This window comes from Nonlabens agnitus (genome assembly GCF_002994045.1).
In the GTDB taxonomy this organism is placed as follows: Bacteria; Bacteroidota; Bacteroidia; order Flavobacteriales; family Flavobacteriaceae; genus Nonlabens; species Nonlabens agnitus.
Map to the genome: position 1 here is coordinate 2,103,595 of NZ_MQUC01000003.1, position 18,462 is coordinate 2,122,056.

Sequence of the window (18,462 nt, forward strand, 5' to 3'; positions counted from 1 at the left end):
AATGAACAAAGGGCTTTTCCTTGAAATTTTAGGTTCAATTAATCGATGATCAACATGGCGTCACCATAGGTGCTGAATCTATATTTCTCCTTCATAGCCACATCATAGGCCTTTTTGAGGAAATCATAACCTGCAAATGCTGCGGCCTGCATCATAAGTGTTGATTTAGGATTATGAAAGTTGGTAATCATCGCGTTTGCGATAGAAAACTCATATTCTGGGAATATGAACTTATTAGTCCAGCCATCAAAAGTATTTAAGTGACCATCGCTACTAACAGCACTTTCCAAAGATCGCATCGTCGTTGTTCCTACCGCGCAAATATTTCTTTTCTCGTCAATCGCTTTGTTCACGATGTTGCAAGTTTCCTGAGAGATGAAAGCTTGCTCGCTATCCATTTTATGTTTTGAAAGATCTTCCACCTCAACCGGTGAAAAGGTTCCCAAACCTATGTGCATAGTCACACTGGTTACATCAATGCCTTTGATCTCCATGCGCTTGAGCAAGTGCTTAGAAAAGTGCAATCCAGCCACTGGCGCAGCTACGGCACCTTCATTAGAGGCATAGATCGTCTGATAGCGTTCCTCATCTTCTGGTTCTACTTCACGACCCAATTCTTTAGGAAGTGGTGTCTCACCCAACTCACGCAATTTCTTGCGGAACTCCTCATAAGTCCCATCGTACAAAAAGCGCAAGGTACGCCCACGTGAGGTCGTGTTATCGATAACCTCAGCCACAAGACTCTCGTCCTCGCCAAAATATAGTTTGTTACCAATCCTGATCTTACGAGCTGGATCTACAAGAACGTCCCACAACTTAGTCGTTGGGTTCAATTCTCTTAAAAGAAATACCTCGATGCGTGCTCCTGTTTTTTCCTTGTTACCATACAATCTGGCGGGAAAAACCTTAGTGTCATTCATCACAAATACATCTTTCTCATCAAAGTAATCGATGACATCCTTGAACATCTTGTGCTCTATCTCGCCTGTTTTCTTGTGCAGTACCATTAGGCGCGACTCGTCTCTATTCTCTACGGGATGTTGCGCTATAAGCTCCTCTGGCAGCTTATAACCAAATTGTGATAACTTCATTAAATTGATTTAATTATAATTTGCAAATATACGATCCTGAAACAGGCGTTGTCAAGTAAATGAGGACTTAAATTTCTGTAATATCGACGTTTACAAGCTTCAAATCATCCCAGTAGTCGCCATAGCTTTTAGAAACCACACCTGCATCATTGATTATCAGATCTGTTTTGAGACACAAAGGCGCAAAAGCCAGTGCCATGCGATGATCATTGTAGGTGTCGATTCGTACGGTCTTGTTAAACGGACTGTCGCTGGGAAAATGAAGATGGATAGAATTAGAGGTAGAAGTTATTTCGCTTTCGCGAAAGCGTGCCCCTTCAACCTCCATTGCAGCGATACGATCTGTTTCCTTGATACGTAAGGTGTGCAAACCGGTCATTTTTAAGTCGATACCCAAACCCAAACAGGTAGCAAAAATAGTTTGCGCTTGATCTGGCTGCTCTGTCAAATCAAACTCCAGGCCGTCAGGTTGCTCAAACTCTTGAGACTTTGTTAGCGTGATCTCGTTGGTACCGTATCGCGTCTTCACGCCCATTTTTTCATAAATCCTGGCCAGCTGGGCATCGCCTTGAAGACTTATCTGTTTGTAGGCACTCAGTTTAACCGTATATCCCGCAGGCTGTAGCGCTACCCAACCATACCAGTAGCCAGCACTGCTCCAGTCTGACTCTACGGTCACTTCTACTTGATCAATGTTTTTCTGCGGCTGTATGCTTATGTGATTGTCTTCAAAGGTTACCTGCAAACCTATGTCGGTCAACATGGTGGTGGTCATTTCAAGATAAGGTCTCGAGGTGAGTTTTCCTGAAAGTCGCAAATGCAGACCATTCTCCATTTGTGCACCTATGAGCAACAATGCACTCAAATACTGGCTGGAAACGCCAGCATCCATAGTCACTTCACCACCTTTGAGCGATTTACCTTCAATTTGCAATGGTGGATAACCTTCTTCTTCAACATAATCGATCTGGGCTCCTAGGTATCTTAAAGCATCTACCAGGATACCGATGGGACGCTCCTTCATGCGCTGGCTACCGGTAAGAATGACTTTTTTTCCCGGTTGATTTGCCAGGTAAGCGGTCAAAAAACGCATTGCAGTTCCCGCGTGTCCTATATCCAGCGTCTGGGCGTCGCTTTCCAGCGCGTGCTTTAAATGGACGGTATCGTCGCTATTAGAAAGGTTTGCTACACTTAGGTTAGGGTATTGCTGCTGGAGTATGAGCAAGCGGTTGCTTTCGCTTTTAGAGCCTGTAATCTTGATCTCTACAGGTTCCTGAACTTTGGATTGAGAAGCTCTAAGTTTTAGATTCATATGGTTTACTTGAGCTTGTCATTGTTATGATGACGGTCGTGATCGCGATCTGTTTTGATTTGTAGCTTTTTCGCGAAAGCGGCTTCCAGATCTGTTCCTGTCTGGTTAGCTAGGCAAAGGACAACAAACATCACATCTGCCAGCTCTTCTCCCAGATCTTTGTTTTTATCGCTTTCCTTCTCGCTTTGCTCGCCGTATCGTCGCGCTATAATGCGGGCTACTTCACCAACCTCTTCAGTGAGTTGCGCCATGTTTGTCAATTCATTGAAGTATCGCACGCCGTGATTCTTTATCCAGGCGTCTACTTGTTCTTGTGATTGTTTGAGGCTCATTTATGCCTTTTTTTTTACGAGTAGTGTTTTTTTCTACATAGACAAAAATACAAACTTAAAGAGTATAGCTAACTTCAAAAGATGCACGGAAAGGCAAGATAAAAGTATCTGTCTGACTTATGATAAAATCCGAAACACTTGAATTACTTCTTGAATCAACATTAAAGACATTCTTGAGGTTCAAATTAAAAATCCAAGAACTGCTAGGTGGTTTGTATTGACCAGATATATCCATTAATCCGAATTGACGACTAACACCTGTAGTGAGATTCTTAAAATAGGTTTGCGAAAAATCTGATTCAACGATCCAGTTATCTCCAATGTCATGACTTAGGTTTATATCAAAACTTGTATTTAAAAATCTATTAGTATTAAATCCGTCGTATGAATTAAACTGCTGCCGAAACGAGGCGTTGAGATTTACAAACTTTTTATAGGAAGAAACCGCACTAAGTTTATATCCATAATTAAGAACATCTAAGCTTACTATGTCATCGTTGATCAAGTCGCTGCTCGATGAGATTCTAAAGTTCGGATTCAACCCAAAACGCCAGTTAGGCTCTAAGTGAAGATAAGATACATTCAAACTCACGGCGGAGTTAGGCTCTCGCAAAAATATATAGGTTGTAATTTGATCAATGCTGTCGAAATCTCTTGATGCCTGTATAGATCCATTGCTAGCATTAATAGATGCTGAACCTGTAAATAGATATCCTTTATTGCGGCCACCAGCACTGTAGAATAATCTAGTATTGTGATTATACCGTTCGTCTAGTTCTGGATTACCTCGAAAAATTCTATTATAGCCAGTCAACCTGAATCTATTCGCCAAAGCTGTACTGTTGGGTAAGGAAACGGATGTTTCATAATTAAAGCTTATTTTTTTACCACCCAGTAGTGATACTTCATAATCAATTGCAGGCAGTAATTTTGTTGCAGTCGTCTGTTGTAATGGTTGATCTAGATTTTGTGACGAATAATCATAGCGATTAAGCATAAACCCAAAAGTCAAATTATGCATCTCATTCTTAAACGTATGGTTCAGTCCAGCACCATAAGCAGTTAGTTTGTACTCAAGGTCATTATTAAAACCGCTATTTTGAAAGGAAACTTGCGTGCCATCGCTTAAGAGTTCTTGATCCAAGGTGTTATAATCTTCAAGTGTATGATCTATATTAACGCGTGCATTAATCTGGCTCCTACGACCATAATTCCAGAAATAATCAAAGCTTGAGCCTATCTTAAAATTCTCTGAATTCCTATTCTGATCCAGCAATAGGTCATTTGGATCTCCCGAGAAATCTAGTAAGCTAGAGAAGACAGGCTGATTGAAATTGTAAAGTGTAGCGTCATCATTTTTACCTGCCTTTACCTCACTTTCCCATTTAATAAAAGATTTATCAGACCATTGCGCATTGTGTGTCGCTTTGAGGTCAATGGAGTAATCTGACAAGTCGCTATTACTATTTGTAAATCGATCCTCGCGATTGGATATCTGGGAAAGTATACCATCGTTTGAGTTAGAAAATGCGGTACGCAGCAGGCCCGTAAAATCCCAATAATTCTTGATGGTCTTGCGGTACTGCCATTTTAATTTTGTCAATCCCAATAAAGCATCTACTTCACTATTATCTATCAAAACTTCATCCAACTGTTGCTGTGGATAAAATCTATTCGCAACTGATTTGAATTGTGATTGATCATCCAACCAAACGGAGTAGGCAGTAAATGTAGATCGCGGATTCACTTCACTAACCGCGTTAAATGCGCCGACTATATTTCTGTTTTGAGTGAAATCCTCTCGATTAAGGTACCGACCAAAACTTGAATTTTGAAGCGCAAAATAGGCTTTTGCATCATTCAATAGCAGTGATTGGCCACCCTCAAAATCAATATAATCCTGTAAGGTAAAGACACGCTGCCCATCATTGCTGACACCTGAAATAAAATTGAGGCCTAGCTTTTTAGAATAGTAAAACAGGTTTGCATGCGACCTATAAATATTCTCGTAACCACCGCCAACACCTATCTCACCAAAAAAGAAGTTGCGCTTATCTTCCTTCAATTTGATATTAAGCGCGATCTGCTCGCTATCTCGCAAATTTTTCATGAAAGGAATAGGGTCATAGTTTTGGACAATCTCTATCTCATCAATAACATCGCTGGGAATATTGTTAACGCCCAGTTTTTCATCACCAGAGAAAAACACCTTTCCATCCACCATCAATGTAGTCACATCTTCACCATTTACTTTTACATTGCCACGACCATCAACCTCAACGCCAGGAATCTTTTCTAGAATATCTCTTGCTTTGCGTTCATTTCCAGTTAAGAAATATTCAACGCGATAAGCAGTTGTATCGCCTCTTTGAAGAATTGGCGCACGCGCTTTTACTAGAATGCTATCAAGGGATTCAGTACTTTTTTCTAAGATGTAATTTTTTCTTCTGTCCTGTAACAGATTTACCGTGTCGCTAATTGTTATATAACCAATAGACCTTACGGTTACTACATAATCTATCGATGGCGTAAGTTGCAATTGATACTTTCCATCAAGGTCTGCACTGGCAAACTTGAAATCGTTAGTATTTATTCCTTTGGCAATAACCGTTGCTGAAGGAACAATTTCATTTTCAATGGAAATGATTACGCCAGACTGCACAACGATATTTTGTCCATGACAAAAAAATACCAGCAATAATGCTGGTATAATAGATAATAAATAAGTTCTTTTTATTAACAATTAATTATTATTTCGAGATCTGCTCCGTTTATCCTTTAATCTTTTGCTTGCTTCTTTATTTGATTCTGTAAAAGAGATTTTCTCATTTATTGGTAGAGTAATATTACAATTATCCTTTTCAATAATTTCGGAAGCGACAAATTCCCATTGCTGATCATTATAATATAATATTAAACCCGGAAGTCCAATAGCATCTCTTAATCCCGAATCCACGGCGATATCTGGCGTAAACCAAACTTCAAGATCCCTATCTAAATTTGGATATTCCGTAAAGCTTAACTTTTTAGTTGCCTTCAAGCAACTGTAACCCGCAATTATTTTAGCTTCGTTGCCTATTTTCCATTTATTCGTATTATAGTCTGCTACAACTAGACGCTTGAATCTTCGATCTACATTACCTGATTCGTCTGCAGATGATAGCCAACTACTATTTTCTATAAGCACCTTAGCTAGGACTACATTGGCCAAATCAGCTCCGTTTTCTGGTATTATAGAAAAGTAGGATTGGTTATCACAAACGTTTAAAATTCCAGAACTGCTATTTAGAACTTTAACTGATGGTTCTAACAAGTTTCGGTAATTTTCATTCTTTTCAGAATCTACCCTTTTCTTTGTAAAATATTTTACAGAGTACTCTATTTGTAATTGACTATAACAAAGTAAATTGAAAGAAAAAACAAAAATAATTGAAATGGTAAATCTCATTTTATTTTAACTTTTTTATTCAATTATTGCTAGTTCTAGCAATTGACCATTTAGAGCGCTACAGTTATAAAAAACATCATCCCAAACAGCATCAACAACATCTGGATGAAGAAAATAAGTATCTTCTCTCAAATCCTCAATAACACCATCTGCTTTAGCAAAACAATCGACATCTCCTTCTTCTATCTGAATATTTTCTGTTCCGATAAAACTCATACTTCCTAAGGCAACAAAGCCTACAAATAAAACTCTTTTCATAATAAATTGATTATAGTTAGCCATAAAGGAAGTAAAGTAAAGTAAACAAGTTTTTAAATAGAAAATTGAAAACAAATAATTTGATAGAAGATTAATATCAAATCTGACTATCAATAATTATCGTGACAGGACCATCATTGACCAGTCTCACTTGCATATCTGCCCCAAAGGAACCTGTGGGAATGGATTTATTTCGCTTTCGCGAAAGCGAACTTACAAAAGCCTCATACAACGGTATGGCAACCTCTGGTTTTGCCGCATTGATATAACTGGGACGATTCCCTTTTTTAGTTTGTGCATACAAAGTGAATTGGGATACGACCAAAATATCGCCATCGATCTCATCAATACTTAAATTCATCTTTCCAGTATTGTCGGCAAATACACGTAAGCCACAAATCTTGCGCACCAGGTAATCGATGTCCTCACTGGTGTCTGTGGCCGTGATGCCAATCAAAACCAGCAATCCACGGTTAATGGAACCTAGGCTTTGTCCACCACTATGTACACTGGCATTAGAAACTCTCTGTACGACTACTCTCATTGAACGGCGTGTTTATCAGTGCGGTAATTATCCTCATCGCCATTGACGATCTGGACATAACTTTCATAGCGACTTAGGTGGATTTCATCATTCTCGACAGCTTCTTTGACGGCGCATTTAGGCTCTTCTATATGCAGGCAGTTATGAAACTTACAGTCTTGTTGACGCGATGCGATCTCTGGAAAATAGCCACCTATTTCTTCTTTTTCCATATCCACAACCCCAAAACCTTTGATTCCAGGCGTGTCGATCAGACGAGCGCCAAAACTTAGGTCAAACATCTCGGCAAATGTCGTCGTATGTTGTCCTTGCTGGTGCTGGTCAGAAATCTTTTTGGTTTTTAAGTCCAGTCCAGGTTCGACTGCGTTTGCTAACGTACTTTTTCCAGCACCACTATGGCCGGCAAACATGCTGGTTTTTTCCTGCATTTTATCTTTGACCTGATCTATGTTCTTACCGGTTTCTGCACTTATGGCGATGCAATCGTATCCTATGGATTTATAGAGATGCATGAGGTAGCGTACCTCATCAAGCTCTGTCATCGTGAGCATCTCTTCACCCGTTTCTGGATCGATGGCAACTTGATCCTGATCGTCATTATAGGTATCAATCTTGTTGAATACCAACACTGCCGGAATATGATACGCCTCTGCCGTGACTAAAAATCGATCAATGAACGAGGTAAATGTTGGCGGATTATTTAAGGTCACCAAAAGAAAAACCTGATCGACATTTGCCGCGATGATGTGCGTTTGCTTAGAAAGGTTTACTGATTTACGGACGATGTAATTCTCGCGCTCATGAATCACGTTGATGATGCCTATTTCTTCATCACCTTTTTTTTCGATCTCAAAATCAACTTGATCACCTACAGCAACAGGATTGGTACTCTTGATTCCCTTTAAGCGGAATTTACCCTTGATTCTACAAGAATAAAAAGCGCCATCAGTTCCTTTTACCTCGTACCAACTACCGGTCGACCTGTAAACGATTCCCGTCATTTAGTTTTTGAGTAAGTTTTTCATATTCAAAATTAAGGTATTTGAAAAGAGAAAGTAAACTCTTCTCAAACACCTTTGCTTCATTGCTTCTTATTTTGAAATGTTTACAATCTTCTCTTGGTGATTGATGGATTCCTGGTGTATCGCTTTGAAAACCTTAAGAATGAATTCCTCACTTAAACCATGACCTTCACCTTCCAGGATCATTTTTCCTAGAATCTCGTTCCATCTTTTGGATTGTAAAACGGCTACGTTTCTGGATTTTTTTAATTCACCTATAGAGTCTGCCGTTTTCATACGCTTGCCCAACGTCTCGATTAGGGCATTGTCAATTACATCAATCTGTGCGCGCAACTGACCCAATTTTGCTTGATATCCAGCCTCATCGTCCATCTCTTTACGTATTTTCAAATCCTTGGTGATCTGGATCAAACTCGATGGTGTTACTTGCTGTGCGGCATCACTCCATGCATTGTCTGGATCGATGTGCGTCTCGATCATCAAACCGTCATAGTTAAGGTCAAGTGCGGTTTGGGATACTTCCAGGATCATATCACGTTTTCCCGTAATGTGTGATGGGTCACAGATAAGCGGTATGTCTGGGTATTTCGTTTGGAAATCCACAGCAATTTGCCATTCTGGATTGTTACGGTACTTTGATTTATCATAGGTGGAGAAACCTCTATGTATCACACCTAGATTTTTGATGTTTGCAGTATATAATCGCTCCAAAGCTCCAATCCATAAAGCTAGATCTGGATTCACTGGATTCTTTACTAAAACCACTTTATCAGTTCCTTCCAATGCATCTGCAATTTCCTGAACAATAAAGGGACTCACGGTAGATCGTGCACCTATCCATAGAAGATCGATATCGTGTTCTAGAGCAAGATCCACGTGGGCTTTGTTGGCTACCTCGGTTGCAGTAAGCAGTCCGGTTTCCTTTTTGGCTTTTTGAAGCCACTTCAATCCTATGGCGCCTACTCCTTCAAAGTTTCCTGGTCGTGTTCTAGGTTTCCAGATTCCTGCACGTAAATATGTAGTATCGCTTTCCTTCAATTCATGGGCGATCTTAAGGACTTGTTCTTCAGTTTCTGCACTACAAGGTCCCGCGATCACTAGCGGATGGTTCAATTGATGGGCGTCCAGCCAGTTTCTGTACTCTATCTTATTTTCCATTTTGTATTCCTTTTAAAATCGTTTTAATTCGGTTGGTTTGTTCCATATCGTCGTATATGGCTTTGTAGTTATTGGTGTTTACGCTTTCGCGAAAGCGAACTAAATTTTCAATATATCCGTCCAGACTGTCCAGTACGTGTTTCTTATTCTGCGCAAAAATGGGCGTCCACATCGCTGGCGAACTTTTAGCCAGGCGTACAGTACTTTCAAAACCGCTGCCGGCGAGATCAAAGATGTCGCGCTCACTTTCTTCTTCCTGAATCACGGTTTTTCCCAGCATAAAGCTTGAAATGTGTGACAGGTGCGAGACAAAGGCAATGTGACGGTCGTGGGCTGCCGGCGTCATATAACGCACCCGCATGCCCAAGAGATCAAAAAGCTGCTTCGCGGTTTCCTGCAATTTGAATGCGGTCTTTTCTACCTCGCAAACAATCATGGTTTTATCATTAAACAGGGATTTTATCGCGGCGTCTGGCCCAGAAAACTCTGTTCCCGCAATGGGATGTGCCGCAAGAAACTGTCTTCTATTCTTGTGGTTTTCTACCGTTTTGCAAATCGCTTCTTTAGTAGAGCCCACATCCATGACCAGCGCCTGTTCTGGCACAAGATCCAGCACCTGCGGCAATACTTCAAGAGCTGCATCTACAGGAACCGAAATCAAGACAAGGTCTGCATTAACCACGTCTTTTATACTAGCTACCTGATCCACGATACCGTTTTCTACCGCACGTTTTGCATGCGATTCATTCTGGTCAACGCCGTAAAAAACAGCATCCTTGAAATGCTCCCGCAAGTCTAGCAACATGGATCCACCTATAAGACCGGTACCTATGAGAAATACGTTTTTCATGCATTCTCTTTTTTAGATACCCTTTCAAGCATCGTAGCTATTTCCTCTTCTTTAACACAAAGAGAAAACCGAACGTAGCCAGCACCATTCTTACCAAAAATGCTTCCTGGTGTAATGAAGATGTGCTTGTTATGTAACACATCATCCACAAACTCCTTATCGTCATGCATGCCGTCTGGTAACTTGCACCATACAAATAAACCACCAGTTTGCGGTTCTGGTTTTAGTTTGAGAGCATGTGCAACTTGTAGTGTCAATTCTCTTCTTTGGGTATAGATTTCATCTTGATGCGCCAGCCACTGTGCATCTGTTTTTAAGGCTGCGATGGCGCCCTTTTGCACACCGTAGAACATACCGCTGTCCATATTGGTCTTGACTTTAAGAACTTCTTTCAATACTTCTGCATTTCCTGTCAACATCCCAACACGCCAGCCAGCCATGTTGAAGGTTTTACTGATGGAATTAAGCTCCAGCGCACAATCCAGTGATCCTTCTACTTGATGGATGCTGATCTTTTTTTCATAACCTACACAACTGTACGGATTGTCATTCACCAATAAAATGTTATGCTTACGCGCAAAAGCCACTAATCGCTCAAATACGTCAAGATTTCCTGCGGCTCCAGTAGGCATGTTGGGATAATTGGTCCACATGAGTTTGACTCTGGAAAGGTCAAGTTTTTCAAGTGCTTCAAAATCTGGCATCCAGTGGTTTGCTGCCGTTAAATTGTAGGTGACCGCTTGCGCCTCGCACAACTTTGTTGCACTGGCGTAGGTTGGGTAACCAGGATCTGGAATCAAGACCTGATCGCCTGGATTTAAAAATGCTAGTGATATATGCAAAATACCTTCTTTACTTCCCATCAAGGGTATGATCTCTGTCTCTGGGTTAAGCTGAACATGGTAGTACGACTGATAAAAATCTGCCATCGACTGGCGCAATTCTGGCAAGCCGAGGTAACTTTGGTATCCATGCGCCTTGTCATCCTGCAATGCTTCTATTAATGCTGGGATCACATGATCTGGAGGCAGCAAGTCTGGGCTGCCTATACCTGCATTGATAATAGGTTTGCCTTCATTCATCAATGCGCGTACCTCGCGTAATTTTGTGGCGAAGTAATATTCTTGAACGCTATCAAGTCTTTTTGCTGTTGCTATCATAATGTAGCGCTTTTATAGATTCCTAAGACCGTCAACTCTTTTATGTAGGGCTGGATTTGCTGTCTTGCTTTAGTAAATTGATCTAATGCCTCAAATTCTAGGTCTGCCACAAAAGAGAATAGGAAAGGCTTATCCACAATTGGAATGGATTGAATTTTAGTAAGGTTGATGCGCTGTGCGCCAAAAATCGTCAATATACGCGCCAGCGATCCAGCCTCGTGACTGCTCACAAAGTTGATGGTCGCCTTGTTGGGTTCCTGTTGATCCTCTTGTTCCTTTTCTACCACTACAAATCTGGTAGCGTTGTTTTTGATTTCTTGAATGTCACTGGCAATAATGTCCAAATCATAGATGGTCGCTGCGATGCTGGACGCTATGGCTGCAATACCTTTTTTACCATCACGCTGTATACGGTAGGCCGCTGCCGCGGTATCATCAGTTTCTACGAGTTTTATTTCAGGATAGTCTCTGAAAAATGGCTTGCATTGCAACAAGGCCATGGGATGCGATTGCACCTCGACAATGTCATCCAGTGATTGACCCTTGAGAGCCATGAGTTGGTGGTCAATATCCAGATAGCACTCTGCAGTAATGTTCAGCCCATTTTCACTAATTAGTGTATAATTAGGCAAGATGCTACCAGCGATGGAATTGCCTATGGCCATGACGCCTTTATCCACATCGCCTTGAGCCACGGCACGACTCAATTGGTCAAAGGTGCTGCACTCCAGCAGCTCAACCTCTCCATACAATAGATCTGCCACTTGATGGTGGTACGATCCCTTTACACCTTGTATTGCAACCTTCATTTGATCCTATAAAAAAAGTCCTGAATGATTCAGGACTTTATTGTGAGTGATATATTTTAAATTACTTCAATAGAGTCCGTTCTTCCATAAAATAGAAGTAGTAACGTGACCAGAAGTAAGTTGTTGAATTCATAATAAGCGGCTAATGTAAAATACTTTATTTAAAACACATAGAAAAAACTTAATATTTAAATAAAAAGATTACGATAACGTTATTGTTGTGGATAATGTTATCGCTTTCGCGAAAGCGAACTCTTCACAATTCCTATCTTTACCTTATGTCTATTGAAGTTTCCAACATCACAAAAACATACGGCAGCCAAAAGGCGCTGGATGACGTTTCATTCTCCATTAAATCTGGAGAGATCGTTGGCTTTTTGGGGCCCAATGGTGCTGGAAAATCTACCATGATGCGTATTCTAACGACTTATCTTAATGCCGATGAAGGCACCGCGACAGTCAATGGAAAAAATGTAACGACTGAATCCAGAGCGGTACAAAGTTCCATAGGCTACCTGCCAGAGAACAACCCGCTATATCCAGATATGTATGTGAAGGAATACCTCGCATTTAGCGCTAGTATTTATAAGGTTTCAAACGCTTCCCAGCGCATTGAAGCCGTGATTCTGGAAACGGGTCTGGAATCCCATAAGAACAAAAAGATCCAAGAGCTTTCCAAAGGTTACAAACAACGTGTTGGTCTGGCCAATGCCTTGCTGCACGAGCCCAAGGTCTTGATCCTTGATGAACCTACCACAGGTCTGGATCCAAATCAACTGGTAGAGATACGCAGTCTGATACGCAAGGTATCCCAAAACACGACCATCCTACTTTCCACGCATATTATGCAAGAAGTTGAGGCTATGTGTGATCGAGTGATCATCATCAATAAAGGACAAATCGTCGCCGATGATTATCTAAAGAATCTCAAAAGCGATGAGATCCAGGTAATCGATGTTGAGTTTGACTATCGCGTCGAGCCTGAATTGTTACAGCGTATTCCTCTCGTACGCGAAGTCAAAGAACTTCACGGCTTCAATTACCGGTTGCGTTTTGAAACCAAAAAAGACCAGCGCAGCGGCGTTTTTGACTTTGCCCATGACAATGAGTTAAAGATTTTGTCTTTAAATAAAAAGAATAAGAATCTCGAGGCGATGTTTCAGGAGTTGACGGGTGAATAAAAATCTAACTTTGTCCTTTGTACTTCTTACTAAATAACAAAAAACCTAAAACAAAACCTCTTCTGGCGCAAAGACTGGAATGCTGGCGTGTTTAAAATCCTTTTTGTTTCTGGTAATGAAGCCATCGACGCCTTTTATGGATGCGGCGCATTCAAATTGTACAGCGTCTTCGTAATCGCTAATTGGATGAGAAACCGCTCTACGTAACATGGAAGAATCTGCGGGAACAATGGTCAACAGATCTAGAATTTTTCCAATAACCTCTGTAGCAGATCTATTGTCCAATGATCTAGACAAGATATAGTGTGTTGTCGTGATACTAATCGCAGAGGAAAATAGCTCCCACTTTTCCTTTTTTGCGGTTTCAAATAATTGAGCAGCAACCTTTCCAAATGGCGCTCTCATAGTCACAAGATCGATTAGTATGTTGGTGTCAAGGAAATATTTCATCCTATTGCTTTGAATAACGCTCTTCTCTAATCATATCACGATCTTTCACATAATCAATATCCAAAGGAGCGACACCAGCAATTCCACGGAGAAACTCTGGTAATTTCCATTCACCACTTTTATTTTTCGATTTTCGGTTTTGAGTTCTGTATGATGTATCAGGTTCGTTTATAGTTGAGCCATTCAATATCCTTTGAAGGGTACTTTCTATCAATTCAGATAAGCTACGATCCGTTCCTTGAGCATAATCCTTTGCCTTTTGAATTACAGCTTCGTCGATACTTAATGTGAGTTTCTTTTTCATGATACGTGTACTTTATTTAAATATACGTATAAAATATTATTCCTGTTGATATAAAAGGATTCCACATCTTTGCAGCATGTTCAGAAAAGAAAGACATTTTTACATTATAAAGCTACAGTACCTAGGCTTCCGGTTTCATGGTTGGCAAAAGCAGCCGGATCTTCCTACCGTAGAACGTATGGTGCAGCGCACGTTGCGATTTGTTCTTGATCATTCCAATTTTAAAGTGCTTGCTGCAGGTAGAACAGATGCTCGAGTGTCCGTCAATGAAACGGCGATTGAATTGTTTCTTGATGACGATCCCATTGTAGATCTTGATGTCTTTCTAAAAGAATTCAACCTCAACCTGCCTAGTGACATTAGAGCATTGAGCATTGAGCCTACCACAGCAGACTTTAATATCATCAACGCGCCCAAGCTCAAGGAGTACATTTATCTTTTCTCGCATGGCGAGAAATTCCATCCTTTTTGTGCGCCGCTTATGGTGTACATGAAAACAGAACTTGACATTGAGCTCATGAAAAAAGCAGCGCAACTGTTTGTGGGCGAGAAGGATTTCTGGTCCTATACCTATAAACCTACTACGGGAACCACTACGACCAGCGTGGTAGAAAGCTGTTATATCGAAGAAAACAATCTCTTTACAGCAAACTTTTTCCCTGAGGAGAGTTTCTGCTTTCGCGTAGGCGGTAAAGGTTTCAAACGCCACCAGGTGCGACTCATGATGGGAGCACTTTTTGATCTGGGAATGGGAAAAATGAGTTGGACCGAATTTGAGCAAACGCTCGATGGCTCCAATCAGATTCATTTATCGCACATTGCTCCCAGCAGCGGGCTGATACTTTTTAGAACGGAATTAACACAGTAAGAGCGCTTACCGCTTATTATTGTACCAACAAATAATTTATCACAACATCATGAAAAACATACTTTTAGCCGCAGCTGCCATGGCGATCACTTTTACAGCAACCGCTCAGGAATTTGCTGAATTGGACAAGAGCCCGATGGATGCCGCTTATTATCCAGCACAAGCTACAAAGCGCGCTTTCGCGAAAACGGACGAGCAAAAAGCAGCCCTGCAACCACAAATCAGAGTGCTGTACAGCAGACCTAGTCTTAACGGTCGTAACGTATTCACGGCAACTGACGAGAAAGGTTCTGGTATAACAAAATATGGATCCAAATGGAGACTAGGCGCTAACGAGAGTACTGAGATCATGCTGATGCAGAATGCCGTAATCGGAGGAAAAAACCTTATGGCAGGCCGTTACACTGTGGTTGTGGTACCTCAAGAAAATGAGTGGACCGTACACATCAATAGTGAGAATGACGGTTGGGGAAACTTCAGCCATAAAAACGATATGGATATCGTGACCACAACCATTCCCGTAACTACAGATTCAGAAAGTCTCGAGAATTTGAGTATTGCCTTGTATTCTCCTAACAACGACAATGTTGTACATATGAAAATGGGTTGGGGAACTTATAGAGCTGAGTTGCCTATTACGATCGAACAATGGTAACTTAAGTACCTAATACTTTACTCATTCAAGTAAATTATCCTTCCACGCCAAGTCACATCAACGTTGACCGTTGTAGGTCTGGTTTTTAATATCACATCGCCGTAGCCATTGATGGTACCGGCGATGTTTTGTTTTACGTCCATGCGCCATTCTGAAGTTCCTCTATGGAAAATCCGGGCGTTTTGAATTTCTAAGTCTTCAGCATAGATTCTGCCATCGCCTTCTAGGAAGGTGATATCTGCATTTTCAACGGTGCCGCTTAGATAGAAATAACTCAAGTTGTTGGAAACGATCGTGAGATTTTGCGTGTCGAGTTCCAGACGCATGTCGCCATCTGTATTATAAAAATCTTCCTCAACGCTGGCGTCTTCAGAAAGCAATGTTAGGTTGGGATAATTGAGAACGCCTTCACTTTTAATGTCCTCGCCGGTACTGGTTCTGATTTCGGTAAGATTAGGTGATGTTATTTCAATTTGAGTGATCCCATAATCTCTGATCACATTACAACCGTTGTTATTGACAATTTGCAGCTGCCCGTCAATCACCTTGACATCTATGTCATTGAATAGGTTTTCGCCGGTAGTCACCACTACTCTTTGAACAGGACCTTGTTTGAAGGTGGCGCCCATGCGCTCAAAAATGACCACCTTGTCAAAAGGCTCTACTTCTACTTCAAAACTTTGAATGTCGCCAGCGGTTTGAGTGCAATTAAGGCCTTCTTCTGAATCGCAAGAGAGTGTGGTCACGATTAATACTGCAAGTAGCGATAGAATAGAAAGTTTTTCTAATGGCTTTATAAAATTCCAAATTCCAAATTCCAAATTCCAAAAATCAATACGGAATTCTGAATTCTTGATTCTTGATTCTTGACGGCTTGAACTCCCAACTCCTAAATCTGAACTCCTAACTTCCTTCATAACTCTGCTTTAGAATTAAAGACTTCTTTGAATCTATAGCCTATTCCTAGGCTCACGCCTTCTGCTTTGGCGCCGTGTGCTTTTACAGTGACGCTGGCAAATATGTTGTCTGTCAACCTTCTTTGTAATCCCAATCGGTTATAAAATTTGGATTCAAACTCGATAGGCTGGTACACATAATACCCAAATTGCGATAACACACTCGTTTTTCCTAAATGCAACTCGTGACCTATAAAAAGTCCCACTCGTTTATGATCTTCATCTCCGGTGATGCCGTTTTCTGGAAAACTATTGGCTTGATAATCTCGGAATTCTCTAAGAAACTCGGCTACAAATAATTCCACACCAGCATGCAAACTGCTTTTGATATTGATGCGCTTATCAGCATACACCGAGAAATCATAAAACGGATGCTGACCACTACCGCGGTAATCGCTCTCGTTAAAACCTAGTCGAGCCATGGCGTTGATGCCAATAGGCTCTGTATAACCACGTTTTTCCCAGATCTTATATTCTGGAATCTCGTCACGATTCAAGGTGTAATTGATACCTGCGTTAAAAAACCAGGTGTTGGTAGAATTGTTGGGCGCACGCACATTAGCATTAGAATAATGTATAATACTCACACCAGCATGAAAACCTAGACCTTTGTAGATGTTCTCCTTTCTATAGTTTGCCACCAGATAAGTAGAACTGGTGATGGTCGTTCCGTAAGCATTGTTCTGCGGATTTGTCTCCACATCAAATGGTTTAGTCATGTAGGCCAGTCCTTGACCAACCCTAAACTGCAAATTCCTGTTGAAGAAGTGAAAATTGTAATGCGCATAGGCGCTATAGGCCTCGCCCAGGTTATAATTTTTCATGTCCTGATAGGCAGCGCTGAAACCCCAATCTGGAAAACCGTAGCGCGATTCCCATTCTTCTTCTCCAAAGGTCTTGCGATTGTAACTAAGCAAAACACCTTTGGGATGCTCTGTAATGAGGTGGGAAATATCTGGATTGTGCTGCAGGATGGTCCCATGCATCAAGGATACGTCTAGGGTCGCAATCTTAGGAAATTGTTCTTGGGATTGTGCTGTTATCGCTTTCGCGAAAGCGAGAAAAACCACAAGAATTATAAAACGGTTCGTCATTAGGGCGAAACTACATTAAAAAATAGCTTTGGCAATGTCGTAAATATTATCGCTTTTTCCCATGCTGTAAAAATGCAGCACCGGTACATCGTGCGCCATTAACTCGCGGCACTGCTCGATGCAAAACTCCACGCCTACCTGACGTACGTCTTTATTTGTCTTACAGTTTTCTACCGCATCTACTAAATCTTGCGGTATGTCCAGATGGAACGTTTTAGGAAGCAATTGTAAGTGTGCCTTAGTCGCGATAGGCTTGATTCCTGGGATGATAGGTATGGTTATGCCTATGTCGCGAGCCGCTTTGACAAAATCAAAATATTTCTGGTTGTCAAAGAACATCTGGGTCACTACGTAATGTGCACCGGCTTCCACTTTATCCTTCAAGCGCTTTAAATCGGTTTTCATGCTGGGTGATTCCTCATGCTTTTCTGGATAACCAGCCACACCTATGCAAAAATCCACATCACAGGAAATTTCAATAACATCATGCAAGTAGTGTCCTTTATTCAAATCATTGATTTGCTTCACCAGATCGATGGCATATTTATGACCACCATCTGTACTCTCAAAGCGCTTTTCTTCCTTACGGGCATCGCCGCGCAGCGCCATGACATTATCAATCTCTAGATATTGACAGTCTACTAGAAGATATTCTGTTTCCTGCTGGGTAAAACCACCACAAAGCAAATGTGGCACGGTATCCACGTCATATTTATTCTGTATCGCAGCACAAATTCCCAACGTTCCAGGTCGCATTCTGGTGAGTTTTTTCTCCAGCAAACCGCCTTTTTTCTCTATGTAGATAAACTCTTCTCGAGAGGTTGTCACGTCTATAAATGGCGGCTTGAATTCCATCAAGGGATCGATATTGTTGTAGAGTTCTTGTATCGACTTGCCCTTTACTGGTGGTATGATCTCAAAGCTAAACAGCGCTTGATCTGCTTGCTTGATATGGTCGGTAATCTTCATG

Annotated in this window: 20 protein-coding genes; 3 read left to right on the forward strand and 17 right to left on the reverse strand. The window is 41.1% G+C overall.

From position 1 onward, the window contains the following. Positions 1 to 38: 38 nt before the first annotated feature. The 12 genes from queA to BST86_RS09745 form a co-directional block, all read right to left on the reverse strand. The gene (gene queA, locus BST86_RS09690) at positions 39 to 1,091 is read right to left on the reverse strand and encodes a tRNA preQ1(34) S-adenosylmethionine ribosyltransferase-isomerase QueA (RefSeq protein WP_105983076.1); all 1,053 of its coding nucleotides are present in this window, start codon (positions 1,089 to 1,091) and stop codon (positions 39 to 41) included. Positions 1,092 to 1,158: 67 nt separating this feature from the next. Beyond that, on the reverse strand, positions 1,159 to 2,403 hold the full coding sequence (locus BST86_RS09695) for a 3-phosphoshikimate 1-carboxyvinyltransferase (RefSeq protein ID WP_105983077.1): 1,245 nt from the start codon (positions 2,401 to 2,403) through the stop codon (positions 1,159 to 1,161). A 5-nt stretch (positions 2,404 to 2,408) separates the two neighbouring features. Then, positions 2,409 to 2,735, reverse strand: coding sequence for a nucleotide pyrophosphohydrolase (locus BST86_RS09700; RefSeq protein ID WP_105983078.1), 327 nt, complete (start codon positions 2,733 to 2,735; stop codon positions 2,409 to 2,411). Between the two features lie 55 nt (positions 2,736 to 2,790). After that, positions 2,791 to 5,397 (reverse strand): TonB-dependent receptor, encoded by a 2,607-nt coding sequence (locus BST86_RS09705; RefSeq protein ID WP_105983079.1) that lies wholly within the window; start codon positions 5,395 to 5,397, stop codon positions 2,791 to 2,793. A gap of 81 nt (positions 5,398 to 5,478) precedes the next feature. Continuing rightward, positions 5,479 to 6,183, reverse strand: coding sequence for a GLPGLI family protein (locus BST86_RS09710; protein ID WP_105983080.1), 705 nt, complete (start codon positions 6,181 to 6,183; stop codon positions 5,479 to 5,481). A 15-nt stretch (positions 6,184 to 6,198) separates the two neighbouring features. After that, positions 6,199 to 6,441 (reverse strand): hypothetical protein, encoded by a 243-nt coding sequence (locus tag BST86_RS09715; RefSeq protein ID WP_146126753.1) that lies wholly within the window; start codon positions 6,439 to 6,441, stop codon positions 6,199 to 6,201. 97 nt (positions 6,442 to 6,538) lie between these two features. Further along, on the reverse strand, positions 6,539 to 6,985 hold the full coding sequence (gene dtd, locus BST86_RS09720; protein ID WP_105983082.1) for a D-aminoacyl-tRNA deacylase: 447 nt from the start codon (positions 6,983 to 6,985) through the stop codon (positions 6,539 to 6,541). Further along, complete coding sequence (gene rsgA, locus BST86_RS09725) at positions 6,982 to 7,986, reverse strand: ribosome small subunit-dependent GTPase A (RefSeq protein ID WP_105983083.1); 1,005 nt, start codon at positions 7,984 to 7,986, stop codon at positions 6,982 to 6,984. Before rsgA ends, dtd begins: the two co-directional genes overlap by 4 nt. A 90-nt stretch (positions 7,987 to 8,076) precedes the next feature. Then, the gene (locus tag BST86_RS09730) at positions 8,077 to 9,165 is read right to left on the reverse strand and encodes a bifunctional 3-deoxy-7-phosphoheptulonate synthase/chorismate mutase type II (protein WP_105983084.1); all 1,089 of its coding nucleotides are present in this window, start codon (positions 9,163 to 9,165) and stop codon (positions 8,077 to 8,079) included. Next, complete coding sequence (locus BST86_RS09735; RefSeq protein WP_105983085.1) at positions 9,155 to 10,015, reverse strand: prephenate dehydrogenase; 861 nt, start codon at positions 10,013 to 10,015, stop codon at positions 9,155 to 9,157. The genes BST86_RS09730 and BST86_RS09735 overlap by 11 nt, the downstream gene beginning before the upstream one ends. After that, complete coding sequence (locus BST86_RS09740; protein WP_105983086.1) at positions 10,012 to 11,175, reverse strand: pyridoxal phosphate-dependent aminotransferase; 1,164 nt, start codon at positions 11,173 to 11,175, stop codon at positions 10,012 to 10,014. Before BST86_RS09740 ends, BST86_RS09735 begins: the two co-directional genes overlap by 4 nt. Next, positions 11,172 to 11,984, reverse strand: coding sequence for a prephenate dehydratase (locus BST86_RS09745; RefSeq protein ID WP_055411038.1), 813 nt, complete (start codon positions 11,982 to 11,984; stop codon positions 11,172 to 11,174). The genes BST86_RS09740 and BST86_RS09745 overlap by 4 nt, the downstream gene beginning before the upstream one ends. Before the next feature lie 278 nt (positions 11,985 to 12,262). Here BST86_RS09745 and gldA point away from each other — a divergent pair, with 278 nt between their 5' ends. Then, positions 12,263 to 13,165: a gliding motility-associated ABC transporter ATP-binding subunit GldA gene (gene gldA, locus BST86_RS09750; protein ID WP_105983087.1), complete on the forward strand. Its 903-nt coding sequence runs from the start codon at positions 12,263 to 12,265 to the stop codon at positions 13,163 to 13,165. A gap of 45 nt (positions 13,166 to 13,210) precedes the next feature. Here gldA and BST86_RS09755 read toward each other — a convergent pair whose 3' ends face one another. Further along, positions 13,211 to 13,615 carry a type II toxin-antitoxin system VapC family toxin gene (locus tag BST86_RS09755; RefSeq protein ID WP_105983088.1) on the reverse strand — a complete coding sequence of 135 codons (405 nt, stop codon included), beginning with the start codon at positions 13,613 to 13,615 and terminating at the stop codon, positions 13,211 to 13,213. 1 nt (position 13,616) lies between these two features. Then, positions 13,617 to 13,919, reverse strand: a complete 303-nt coding sequence (locus BST86_RS09760) for a DUF6364 family protein (RefSeq protein WP_105983089.1) — start codon at positions 13,917 to 13,919, stop codon at positions 13,617 to 13,619. Between the two features lie 76 nt (positions 13,920 to 13,995). On the opposite strand from BST86_RS09760, the gene BST86_RS09765 reads away from it, so the two are divergent. Next, a complete protein-coding gene (locus BST86_RS09765; RefSeq protein ID WP_105983090.1) occupies positions 13,996 to 14,787 on the forward strand; it encodes a tRNA pseudouridine synthase A in 792 nt (263 codons plus the stop codon). A 49-nt stretch (positions 14,788 to 14,836) separates the two neighbouring features. Continuing rightward, entirely contained in the window at positions 14,837 to 15,442 is a 606-nt protein-coding gene (locus BST86_RS09770) for a DUF2911 domain-containing protein (protein ID WP_105983091.1), read from the forward strand. 17 nt (positions 15,443 to 15,459) lie between these two features. On the opposite strand, the gene BST86_RS09775 is transcribed toward BST86_RS09770, so the two are convergent. The 3 genes from BST86_RS09775 to metF are packed head-to-tail and all read right to left on the reverse strand — an operon-like array spanning position 15,460 to position 18,461. Further along, positions 15,460 to 16,359, reverse strand: coding sequence for a head GIN domain-containing protein (locus BST86_RS09775; protein WP_105983092.1), 900 nt, complete (start codon positions 16,357 to 16,359; stop codon positions 15,460 to 15,462). Beyond that, entirely contained in the window at positions 16,356 to 17,492 is a 1,137-nt protein-coding gene (locus tag BST86_RS09780; protein ID WP_105983093.1) for an acyloxyacyl hydrolase, read from the reverse strand. The genes BST86_RS09775 and BST86_RS09780 overlap by 4 nt, the downstream gene beginning before the upstream one ends. Positions 17,493 to 17,507: 15 nt before the next feature. After that, complete coding sequence (gene metF / locus BST86_RS09785; RefSeq protein ID WP_105983094.1) at positions 17,508 to 18,461, reverse strand: methylenetetrahydrofolate reductase [NAD(P)H]; 954 nt, start codon at positions 18,459 to 18,461, stop codon at positions 17,508 to 17,510. Position 18,462: the final 1 nt, after the last annotated feature.

Bases quoted from the DNA above. Each gene is read 5' to 3' on its own strand.
- BST86_RS09735 (WP_105983085.1), bottom strand. From the start codon at position 10,015: ATGAAAAACGTATTTCTCATAGGTACCGGTCTTATAGGTGGATCCATG.
- dtd (WP_105983082.1), bottom strand. From the start codon at position 6,985: ATGAGAGTAGTCGTACAGAGAGTTTCTAATGCCAGTGTACATAGTGGT.
- BST86_RS09780 (WP_105983093.1), bottom strand. From the start codon at position 17,492: ATGACGAACCGTTTTATAATTCTTGTGGTTTTTCTCGCTTTCGCGAAA.
- gldA (WP_105983087.1), top strand. From the start codon at position 12,263: ATGTCTATTGAAGTTTCCAACATCACAAAAACATACGGCAGCCAAAAG.
- rsgA (WP_105983083.1), bottom strand. From the start codon at position 7,986: ATGACGGGAATCGTTTACAGGTCGACCGGTAGTTGGTACGAGGTAAAA.
- BST86_RS09760 (WP_105983089.1), bottom strand. From the start codon at position 13,919: ATGAAAAAGAAACTCACATTAAGTATCGACGAAGCTGTAATTCAAAAG.
- queA (WP_105983076.1), bottom strand. From the start codon at position 1,091: ATGAAGTTATCACAATTTGGTTATAAGCTGCCAGAGGAGCTTATAGCG.
- BST86_RS09695 (WP_105983077.1), bottom strand. From the start codon at position 2,403: ATGAATCTAAAACTTAGAGCTTCTCAATCCAAAGTTCAGGAACCTGTA.
- BST86_RS09745 (WP_055411038.1), bottom strand. From the start codon at position 11,984: ATGAAGGTTGCAATACAAGGTGTAAAGGGATCGTACCACCATCAAGTG.
- BST86_RS09770 (WP_105983091.1), top strand. From the start codon at position 14,837: ATGAAAAACATACTTTTAGCCGCAGCTGCCATGGCGATCACTTTTACA.
- BST86_RS09710 (WP_105983080.1), bottom strand. From the start codon at position 6,183: ATGAGATTTACCATTTCAATTATTTTTGTTTTTTCTTTCAATTTACTT.
- BST86_RS09730 (WP_105983084.1), bottom strand. From the start codon at position 9,165: ATGGAAAATAAGATAGAGTACAGAAACTGGCTGGACGCCCATCAATTG.
- BST86_RS09715 (WP_146126753.1), bottom strand. From the start codon at position 6,441: ATGAAAAGAGTTTTATTTGTAGGCTTTGTTGCCTTAGGAAGTATGAGT.
- BST86_RS09740 (WP_105983086.1), bottom strand. From the start codon at position 11,175: ATGATAGCAACAGCAAAAAGACTTGATAGCGTTCAAGAATATTACTTC.
- BST86_RS09700 (WP_105983078.1), bottom strand. From the start codon at position 2,735: ATGAGCCTCAAACAATCACAAGAACAAGTAGACGCCTGGATAAAGAAT.
- metF (WP_105983094.1), bottom strand. From the start codon at position 18,461: ATGAAGATTACCGACCATATCAAGCAAGCAGATCAAGCGCTGTTTAGC.
- BST86_RS09775 (WP_105983092.1), bottom strand. From the start codon at position 16,359: ATGAAGGAAGTTAGGAGTTCAGATTTAGGAGTTGGGAGTTCAAGCCGT.
- BST86_RS09755 (WP_105983088.1), bottom strand. From the start codon at position 13,615: ATGAAATATTTCCTTGACACCAACATACTAATCGATCTTGTGACTATG.
- BST86_RS09765 (WP_105983090.1), top strand. From the start codon at position 13,996: ATGTTCAGAAAAGAAAGACATTTTTACATTATAAAGCTACAGTACCTA.